Source organism: Stenotrophomonas sp. HMSC10F07 (assembly GCF_001807895.1).
Lineage (GTDB): Bacteria > Pseudomonadota > Gammaproteobacteria > Xanthomonadales > Xanthomonadaceae > Stenotrophomonas > Stenotrophomonas sepilia.
The window spans coordinates 3,371-11,269 of sequence record NZ_KV791420.1; the positions used below are offsets into that span (position 1 = coordinate 3,371).

General features: G+C 66.6%; 9 protein-coding genes. 3 read left to right on the forward strand and 6 right to left on the reverse strand.

Annotated elements, in window-relative coordinates:
- Window positions 1-47 precede the first annotated feature (47 nt).
- The 5 genes from HMPREF3114_RS14415 to HMPREF3114_RS14435 form a co-directional block, all read right to left on the reverse strand.
- Window positions 48-716: a YoaK family protein gene (locus HMPREF3114_RS14415; RefSeq protein WP_053500054.1), complete on the reverse strand. Its 669-nt coding sequence runs from the start codon at window positions 714-716 to the stop codon at window positions 48-50.
- Window positions 717-728: 12 nt separating this feature from the next.
- On the reverse strand, window positions 729-1,235 hold the full coding sequence (locus HMPREF3114_RS14420) for a hypothetical protein (RefSeq protein ID WP_053500052.1): 507 nt from the start codon (window positions 1,233-1,235) through the stop codon (window positions 729-731).
- Complete coding sequence (locus tag HMPREF3114_RS14425; RefSeq protein ID WP_005416112.1) at window positions 1,232-2,632, reverse strand: PhoH family protein; 1,401 nt, start codon at window positions 2,630-2,632, stop codon at window positions 1,232-1,234. The genes HMPREF3114_RS14420 and HMPREF3114_RS14425 overlap by 4 nt, the downstream gene beginning before the upstream one ends.
- Window positions 2,633-2,716: 84 nt before the next feature.
- A complete protein-coding gene (locus HMPREF3114_RS14430) occupies window positions 2,717-3,196 on the reverse strand; it encodes a peroxiredoxin (RefSeq protein ID WP_053500050.1) in 480 nt (159 codons plus the stop codon).
- 92 nt (window positions 3,197-3,288) lie between these two features.
- Window positions 3,289-3,849: a glycine cleavage system transcriptional repressor gene (locus HMPREF3114_RS14435; protein ID WP_005409051.1), complete on the reverse strand. Its 561-nt coding sequence runs from the start codon at window positions 3,847-3,849 to the stop codon at window positions 3,289-3,291.
- A gap of 164 nt (window positions 3,850-4,013) precedes the next feature.
- Here HMPREF3114_RS14435 and dapA point away from each other — a divergent pair, with 164 nt between their 5' ends.
- Window positions 4,014-4,907, forward strand: a complete 894-nt coding sequence (gene dapA, locus HMPREF3114_RS14440) for a 4-hydroxy-tetrahydrodipicolinate synthase (RefSeq protein WP_005416114.1) — start codon at window positions 4,014-4,016, stop codon at window positions 4,905-4,907.
- A 32-nt stretch (window positions 4,908-4,939) separates the two neighbouring features.
- Window positions 4,940-5,455: a hypothetical protein gene (locus HMPREF3114_RS14445; protein ID WP_005416115.1), complete on the forward strand. Its 516-nt coding sequence runs from the start codon at window positions 4,940-4,942 to the stop codon at window positions 5,453-5,455.
- 198 nt (window positions 5,456-5,653) lie between these two features.
- Here the strand turns inward: HMPREF3114_RS14445 and fdxA are convergent, their stop codons facing one another.
- Window positions 5,654-5,977, reverse strand: coding sequence for a ferredoxin FdxA (gene fdxA, locus HMPREF3114_RS14450; RefSeq protein ID WP_005409054.1), 324 nt, complete (start codon window positions 5,975-5,977; stop codon window positions 5,654-5,656).
- A gap of 194 nt (window positions 5,978-6,171) precedes the next feature.
- Here fdxA and HMPREF3114_RS14455 point away from each other — a divergent pair, with 194 nt between their 5' ends.
- Window positions 6,172-7,596 carry a sugar porter family MFS transporter gene (locus HMPREF3114_RS14455; RefSeq protein ID WP_053500048.1) on the forward strand — a complete coding sequence of 475 codons (1,425 nt, stop codon included), beginning with the start codon at window positions 6,172-6,174 and terminating at the stop codon, window positions 7,594-7,596.
- Window positions 7,597-7,899: the final 303 nt, after the last annotated feature.

The window sequence follows — 7,899 nt, forward strand, 5'->3', positions numbered from 1 at the left end:
GATCCCTTTTCCGCAGGAAAAGGGATCTGACCCCCAGAGTGCGGCCCTCAATGCCGCCAGCGCGCCCACTGCTGGTACACCACATAACCCAGGCCGGTCAGGCCGGTGAGCAGGGCGGGAGCAAGCAGGGCGTCGTACTGCCAGCGCGCGAACAGCCAGGCGCCGATCACGCCGCCGGCAAGGAAGCCACTGATGATCAGGCCGCTGAGGGTCAGTCGTCGCACCTGCAACGGCAGCCCGCGCAGCAGGTGGCCCAGGCCGATGCCGAGATCGGTGAACATGCCGCTGAGATGGGTGGTGCGCACCACCGCGCCGCTGAAGGTGGTAGCCATTGCATTCTGCAGGCCGCAGGCCATGGCGGCGGCCAGTGCACCCCAGATCTGGTGCTCTTCAAACAGCGGAATGGCCACCAGCAAAAGAGCCGATTCCAGCGCCAGTGCCACGCCGTAGCGCCGGCCCAGCTGCAGCGTGCTGTCCTGGATCAGCAGGCCGCTGAGCATCGCGCCCAGCGAGAACGCGATCAGCAGGCCCCACAGGTGGCCGACCGCGCGCCAGTCACCCTGGGCCAGTGCCATGCCGAGCTGGCTGGTACTGCCGGTCATGTGGCTGACCGCCTGGTGCTCGAAACCGAGGAAGCCGACCACGTTGACCATGCCGGCCACGCACGAGAGTGCGACCGCGCCGATCCAGACCCAGGTGGGCAGGCGTATTCCCATCGGCGAGGCCCCTCAGGGCCCGCCGAAGCCGCCGTTGAACTGCAGCTCGCTGAAGGTGTTGCTGGCCGGGTCGAACACGGCGCCCCAGAACTGTGCGCCGCCATCGCAGACGCGGATCGCTTCACGGGCCGGATTGACGCCGCTGTCGTCGGGCAGGTGGAAGGCGTTGATGTAGATCAGCCGCTTGCCGGCGCTTTCGATGCCGACGTACTGGCGGTCGAAGTCCAGCACCTTCGGGACCTGCGCTTCCAGCGACGACAGCTTCGCCTCCAGCTGGTCGACCTGCTGCCGGCTGGGCGCCCAGTAACCCGACACCCGCCCGGCCTCGCGGCCGGGGCTGGGGCGCGAGCAGGTGTCGAGCACCTGCGCGGCGATGATCGGGCGGGTGACCACCCAGGACTGGCCGGTGCGCTCGGCGGTGGGCACGCTGGCCGGGCCGCGCGTGGTCGTACAGGCACCGAGCACGACGGCGAGGGTGATCGCAGCCGTGGGCAGCAACAGGCGCGTGCAGCGGTTCACAACACCTCCGAAGCGTAATCGGCCAGGCGCGAACGCTCGCCACGGCGCAGGGTGATGTGCGCACTATGCGGCCAGTTCTTGAAGCGGTCCACCGCGTAGGTCAGGCCCGAAGTGGTCTCGGTCAGGTACGGGGTGTCGATCTGCTCGACGTTGCCCAGGCAGACGATCTTGGTGCCGGGGCCAGCGCGGGTGATCAGCGTCTTCATCTGCTTGGGGGTGAGGTTCTGCGCCTCGTCCAGGATCAGGTAGCGTGACAGGAAGGTGCGGCCGCGCATGAAGTTCATCGAGCGGATCTTGATGCGGCTGGCCAGCAGGTCGTTGGTGGCCTGGCGGCCCCAGGTGCCGCCTTCCTGGTTGTGCGTGAGCACTTCCAGGTTGTCGGTCAACGCGCCCATCCACGGCGTCATCTTCTCTTCCTCGGTACCGGGCAGGAAGCCGATGTCCTCGCCCACGCTGACCGTGGCGCGGGTCATGATGATCTCGCGGTAGCGCTGCTGGTCCATCGTCTGCGCCAGGCCGGCGGCCAGTGCCAGCAGGGTCTTGCCGGTGCCGGCGGTGCCCAGCAGCGTGACAAAGTCGATCTCCGGGTCCATCAGTGCGTTGAGGGCGAAGTTCTGCTCGCGGTTGCGTGCGCTGATGCCCCACACGGCGTGGCTGCCGTGGCGGAAATCATCGACCAGCGACAGCACCACCTTGCCATCGCCGACGACGCGGCTGACGCGCAGCTCGACTTCATCCTCGCCTGGCAGGTAGACGTACTGGTTCGGATACCACTCCTCGCCGTCCTGTGCCTGGATTTCGTAATGCGAGCGGCCCTTGTCGCTCCAGCTGCGCAGGTCGTCGCCGTGGCGTTTCCAGAAGTCTTCCGGCAGCTCGGTAGCGCCGGTGTAGAGCAGGCTGAAATCGTCCAGCGCGCGGTCGTTCTCGTAGTCCTCGGACACGATACCGGCGATGGCGGCCTTGATCCGCAGGTTGATGTCCTTGGAGACGAACACCACCGGCAGGTCGGGGGTTTCTTCCTTCAGGGCCAGGATCGCGCCGAGGATGGCGTTGTCCGGGATCACCTTGCCGAAGCTCTTGCCAGCATCGAAATGACTGGTCTGGAAGCGCAGCTTGCCGGCGCTCTGCTTGCCGCGCAGCTGCAGGCCATTGGGCCGCTGCAGCGGAATGCCGTCGGCCAGGTTGTCCAGCCCGGAGGCCTGCACCAGCTCGTTGAGGAAGCGGCTCACCTGGCGGGCGTTGCGGCTCGCCTCGGAGGTGCCCTTCTTGCCGTTGTCCAGCTCTTCGATCACCTGCATGGGCAGGTAGACGTCGTGCTCCTCGAATTTGAACAGCGCGGTGGGATCGTGCATCAGCACGTTGGTATCCAGCACGTAGATGCGCTTGCCTCGGGTCATCGTCGATTCCTGGTTACGGACAGGGAAAAACCACCACGGCCTGCTGCAGGGCAGGGTGATGGCAGACACAGTAGGCAGTGGGACTCACTTGGACTGGGAGGCCTTCAGTTCGGCGAGAACGGCATCGGCATGGCCGGCGACCTTGACCTTGCGCCAGGACTGCACGATGCGGCTGTCGGGGGAAATCAGGAAAGTGCTGCGTTCGATGCCGCGTACCTGCTTGCCGTACATGTTCTTCATCCTGATCACGTCGAAGGCGGTGCACAGCGCTTCGTCGCCGTCGCTGACCAGCGGGAAATTGAAGCCCTGCCTGGCACAGAAGTTGTCGTGCGACTTCACCGAGTCGCGCGAGACGCCCAGCACGACGGCGCCGGCTTTCCTGAACTTCGGCAGCAGCGCGTTGAAGTCGATGCCTTCGGTGGTGCAACCCGGGGTGCTGTCCTTGGGATAGAAATACAGCACCAGCCATTGGCCTGCGTAGTCGCCGAGGGTGGCCTGGTCGCCGCCGGACAGTGCCAGTGGCAGGGAGAGGGTGGTGCTGTCCAGGGTGTCGCCGTTGTTCATGAGGTCCTTCTGTCGAGCCTGGGTTCTTTCTACGACAATTGCATGAAACGCCACGCGCCCGTGAGAGGCGCGCGAAGAATCCGCACTTCCGATCAGAATTTCATCGGGTCCATGATCGCGTCCAGGTTCAGGTGGTCGCAGAACTCGAGGAAATCGTCGCGCAGCGCGGCGATGTGCATGTTGGCCGGCACGCCGATGGTGACCTGTGCGCTGAACATCTCCGCACCGGTCTGCATGGCGCGGTAGCGCGTGCTCTGCAGGTTCTCGATGGTGATGCCCTGGCGGTCGAAGAAATCGGCCAGCTGGAACAGGATGCCCGGCTTGTCGGCGGCGATCACTTCGACGATGTACGGCAGCAGGTTGGACTGCGCCTGCTTGGCGGCGGTGCGGTACCAGACCAGCTTCAGGCCTTCCTCGCGCTCCAGCCGGGTCAGCATCGCCTCGAGCTTGGCCACCGAGTCCCAGGAGCCGGTGGCCAGGGCGGTAACCGAGACATCGCGGCCGACCGTGGCCAGGCGTGCATCCACCAGATTGCAGCCGCTGTCGGCGATGCGGCGGGTGACGGACAGCAGGGGGGACTCCGGATGCGTCGTATAGGCGTTGATCAGGAGGTGGTTTTCGCTCGGCGCGGGGCGCGGGGTGGTGTCGGTCAAGGCGATTCCGGGTAATGCATGCGTTAGTCTGAATGCCCGCCAGAGGCGGGGATCCACCGGTGTCCAGCATACTTGCCCGTGCTTTCGCGCCGCAAGTAACATTCAAGTCGCCCCCGGCCTTTCGTGGCGGGCGTTTTCCCTTCCCAGCCAAGAGCAGCACGTCCTTGTCCCTTTCCGGCCTCATCACCGCGCTGGCGACCCCGTTCCGGGCCGACGGCGCCCTCGATCCCGACGGTTGGCAGCGCCTGCTGCACCTGCAACTGGAAGGTGGCGTCCATGGCGTTGTCGTAGCCGGCTCTACCGGCGAAGCGGCAACGCTCACCGACGCTGAGTACGACCTGCTGCTGGCCAGCGCGGTCGAGCGCATCGGCGGCCGCATTCCGGTCCTGGCCGGTACCGGCCTTTCGGGCACTGCCAAGACCATCGAACAGACCCGTCGTGCCGCCGCCCTCGGCGCCAGCCACGCGCTGGTGGTCACGCCGCCGTACGTGCGCCCCACCCAGGCCGGTCTGATCGCGCACTACCGTGCGGTGGCCGACCAGGGCGGGCTGCCGGTCGTGCTGTACAACGTGCCCGGCCGTACCGGTTGCGACATGCAGCCTGAGACCGTGGCCGAGCTGGCCAGCCACCCCAACATCGTCGGCATCAAGGAGGCGGTGGGTGACACCGGCCGGGTGCAGGCGCTGCTCGCCCTGCGCAGCCCACAGTTCGCCGTGCTCAGCGGTGACGACGGTACGGCCGCGCGTTCGATCCAGGCCGGTATCGACGGCCTGATCTCAGTGGGTTCCAACGTGCTTCCCGGTGCCTACCGCCGGATGTGCGAGCTGGCCGCCGCACACGACCACGAAGCCACCGCGTCGTGGGATGCGCGCCTGCATCCCTTCCATGATTTCTGCGGCGTCGAACCGAACCCGATCCCGGTCAAGGCGCTGCTGCGCCGCATCGGCATCGGTCACGACCTGCGCCTGCCACTGCTGCCGTTGTCGGCAGCGCATCATCCGGCTGCCGACCATCTTGCCGGCGACATCGCCGCCCTCGAAGCCCTTTCCAGCCACTGACCTTCCGTCTTGGTCTGACCCAGGAGATTCACATGCGTCAATCCGTTTCCACCGTCCGCGTGCTGTCCTATGCCCTGCTTGCCGTGGCGGTCGCTGCCGGCACCACCGGCTGCTTCAAGCGCGGCGCCAAGGGCGACTACGCCCTGGCCCCGGAAATGCGTCCGCTGGAAGTGCCGCCGGACCTGAACCTGCCCAATGCCACCACCGACAACAAGGTGCCGACGTTGGCCTCGGCCACCAAGCCGGCGGCGCCGGTTGCTGCGGCTCCAGCAGCCGGCAGCACCGGTTTCACCATTGCCGGTGGCAAGGATGAAGCCTTCGCCAAGGTCGGTACCGCACTGGAAGGCGTGGAGGGCGTGACCATTGCCAGCCGCGCGCAGTTGCTGGGTTCGTACGACGTGGCCTACGAGGGCAGCAACTTCCTGGTCCGCGTAGTGGCCGTCGATGCCGGCGCCTACATCTCCGCGGTTGACCCGCGTGGCCTGCCGGCCACCGCCGAAGCGCCGGTGAAGCTGATCGCCGCGCTGAAGGCGAAGCTCGCCCAGTAAGGGCTGGTCGGATGGCTGCGGGCCTTGGTCCGCACCCGCTCTGGTAGCGGCCGACCTTGGTCGGCGCTTTTGTGCCAACCAAGGTTGGCACCTACCAGGTTGCGCGGTTGGCACCTGCCGGAGCGCACGGTTGGGGTCTGCCGAAGAACAGAAAAGGGCGCCCATGGGCGCCCTTTTCGTTACCGCCGTGGGCGCTTCTCAGCGCTCCAGCAGCTTCAGCTTGTCCGGCTTGCCATCCCATTCGCCGGCGTCGGCGGGCGGGTCCTTGCGCACGGTCAGCACCGGCCATTCCTTCGCCAGCTCGGCGTTGAGGGCAACGAAGCCTTCCTGTCCGGCAGGAACATCGTCCTCCGGGAAGATCGCATTGACCGGGCACTCCGGCTCGCAAAGAGTGCAGTCGATGCACTCATCCGGGTCGATCACCAGGAAGTTCGGGCCTTCGTGGAAGCAATCCACGGGGCACACTTCCACGCAATCGGTGTGTTTGCACTTGATGCAGTTTTCGGTGACGACAAAGGGCATGGGCTTGGGGGTGGATCGATTCCTGAACCCGCCAATTCTAGAACAGGTTGGCCCCCGGTGTCGGCGCGGGGCGGAAAACGGGCGTCTGGCAGGCGCGACCGTGGGAGTCATTGGCGGCACGGCGGGGGCTGTGCGACGCTGCGGGGCACTCGGTCGCCCACCGTGGCCGGACTCCCTTCCCAGCAGGATCGTCCATGTCCCAAACACAGCCCAGCACCGCGCCCCATGGCGGTGAGAACACTGCATTCATCGTCCTGATCAGCTGCGTGGCCACCCTTGGTGGATTCCTGTTCGGTTTCGACAGTGGTGTCATCAATGGCACGGTCGATGGCCTCCGCCAGGCCTTCAACTCCAGTGAGGCGGCGCTCGGTTTCGAAGTCGCCTCGATGCTGCTGGGCTGCGCGATCGGCGCCTTCCTGGCCGGGTGGCTGGGTGATCGCCTGGGGCGCCGCGGTGTCCTGATCGTGTCAGCGCTGATGTTCCTTGTCTCGGCGCTCGGTGCCGGCGCGGCCCACGCGTCCTGGCTGTTCATCGCCGCCCGCGTGCTGGGCGGTTTCGCGGTGGGCGCGGCCAGCGTGATGTCACCGGCCTACATCGCCGAAGTCGCCTCGGCGCGTTACCGCGGCCGGCTGGCCACGGTGCAGCAGATGGCGATCATCTGCGGCTTGTTTGCGGCCTTCCTCAGCAATTACCTGCTGGCGCGTGCCGCCGGCGCCTCGACCGAGCCCCTGTGGCTGGGCCATGAGGCCTGGCGCTGGATGTTCTGGATGCAGGTGCTGCCCTCGGGGCTGTTCCTCCTGTTGTTGCTGGTGATCCCGGAAAGCCCCCGTTTCCTGGTCTTGAAGGGGCGCCAGGGGCAGGCGAGGGCGGTGCTGGCGCGGCTGTACGGCGATGCCGCGGCCACCGCCAAGCAGGCCGAGATCGAGGCGAGCCTGGCCCAGGACCAGCACAAGCCGCGCTTCGGCGACCTGCGCAACAAGGCCACCGGCAAGCTGCGCCCGATCCTCTGGGTGGGTATCGGCCTGGCCATGTTCCAGCAGCTGGTCGGCATCAACGTGGTGTTCTACTACGGCGCGGTGCTGTGGCAGGCGGTGGGTTTCTCGGAAAGCGACGCGCTGCTGATCAACGTGTTGTCCGGCGCGCTGAGCATCGGTGCCTGCCTGCTGACGGTACTGCTGATCGACCGCATCGGGCGCAGGCCGCTGCTGTGGATCGGTTCGGTCGGCATGTCGGTGGCGCTGGTGCTGATGGTGGTGGCGTTTGCCAGCGGCAGCCTCGTCGATGGGCGCCTGCAGCTGTCCGATGGCATGGGGCGGCTGGCGCTGGTGGCAGCCAACGTCTACGTGGTGTTCTTCAACATGTCCTGGGGCCCGGTGATGTGGGTGATGCTGGGCGAGATGTTCCCCAACCAGATCCGCGGCCCGGCGCTGGCGGTGGCGGGTGCGGCGCAATGGACCTCGAACTTCGCGATCACCGTGACGTTCCCGATGCTGCTGGCCGGCATCGGCCTGGCCGGCGCCTATGGCATCTATGCCGTCGCGGCGATCCTCTCGATCGTCTTCGTGGTCCGCTACGTGCGCGAGACCAAGGGCAAGGAGCTGGAGCAGATGGAAGGCTGACGGCGACTGGCTTCGGTTGCATTCCGTTGGCGCCTGCCTGTCCAGAGTGTGAGGGGGCAGGCCGCCCTCTCCAGGACACGCAAAAGCCCATCCATGGTGCTCGATGGCGCCATCCATGGCGCCAACGGTCCTGGAGAGGGCGGCCCGCCCCCTCCTGACAGTTTCATGGTGCGTGCGGATGCGGCGAAGTGCTGGTCGGTTGTTGCCGCAGCTCGCGGGAAACCGTCCAGAGTCGGTGGGGTCACCCAGGGCAGGACCGTTGGCGCCAAGGATGGCGCCATCGAGCCCCCATGGATGGGTTCA

Excerpts from the sequence above, each read along its gene's own strand:
- HMPREF3114_RS14415 (WP_053500054.1), bottom strand. The coding sequence starts at position 716 with ATGGGAATACGCCTGCCCACCTGGGTCTGGATCGGCGCGGTCGCACTC.
- HMPREF3114_RS14425 (WP_005416112.1), bottom strand. The coding sequence starts at position 2,632 with ATGACCCGAGGCAAGCGCATCTACGTGCTGGATACCAACGTGCTGATG.
- HMPREF3114_RS14430 (WP_053500050.1), bottom strand. The coding sequence starts at position 3,196 with ATGAACAACGGCGACACCCTGGACAGCACCACCCTCTCCCTGCCACTG.
- HMPREF3114_RS14445 (WP_005416115.1), top strand. The coding sequence starts at position 4,940 with ATGCGTCAATCCGTTTCCACCGTCCGCGTGCTGTCCTATGCCCTGCTT.
- fdxA (WP_005409054.1), bottom strand. The coding sequence starts at position 5,977 with ATGCCCTTTGTCGTCACCGAAAACTGCATCAAGTGCAAACACACCGAT.
- HMPREF3114_RS14455 (WP_053500048.1), top strand. The coding sequence starts at position 6,172 with ATGTCCCAAACACAGCCCAGCACCGCGCCCCATGGCGGTGAGAACACT.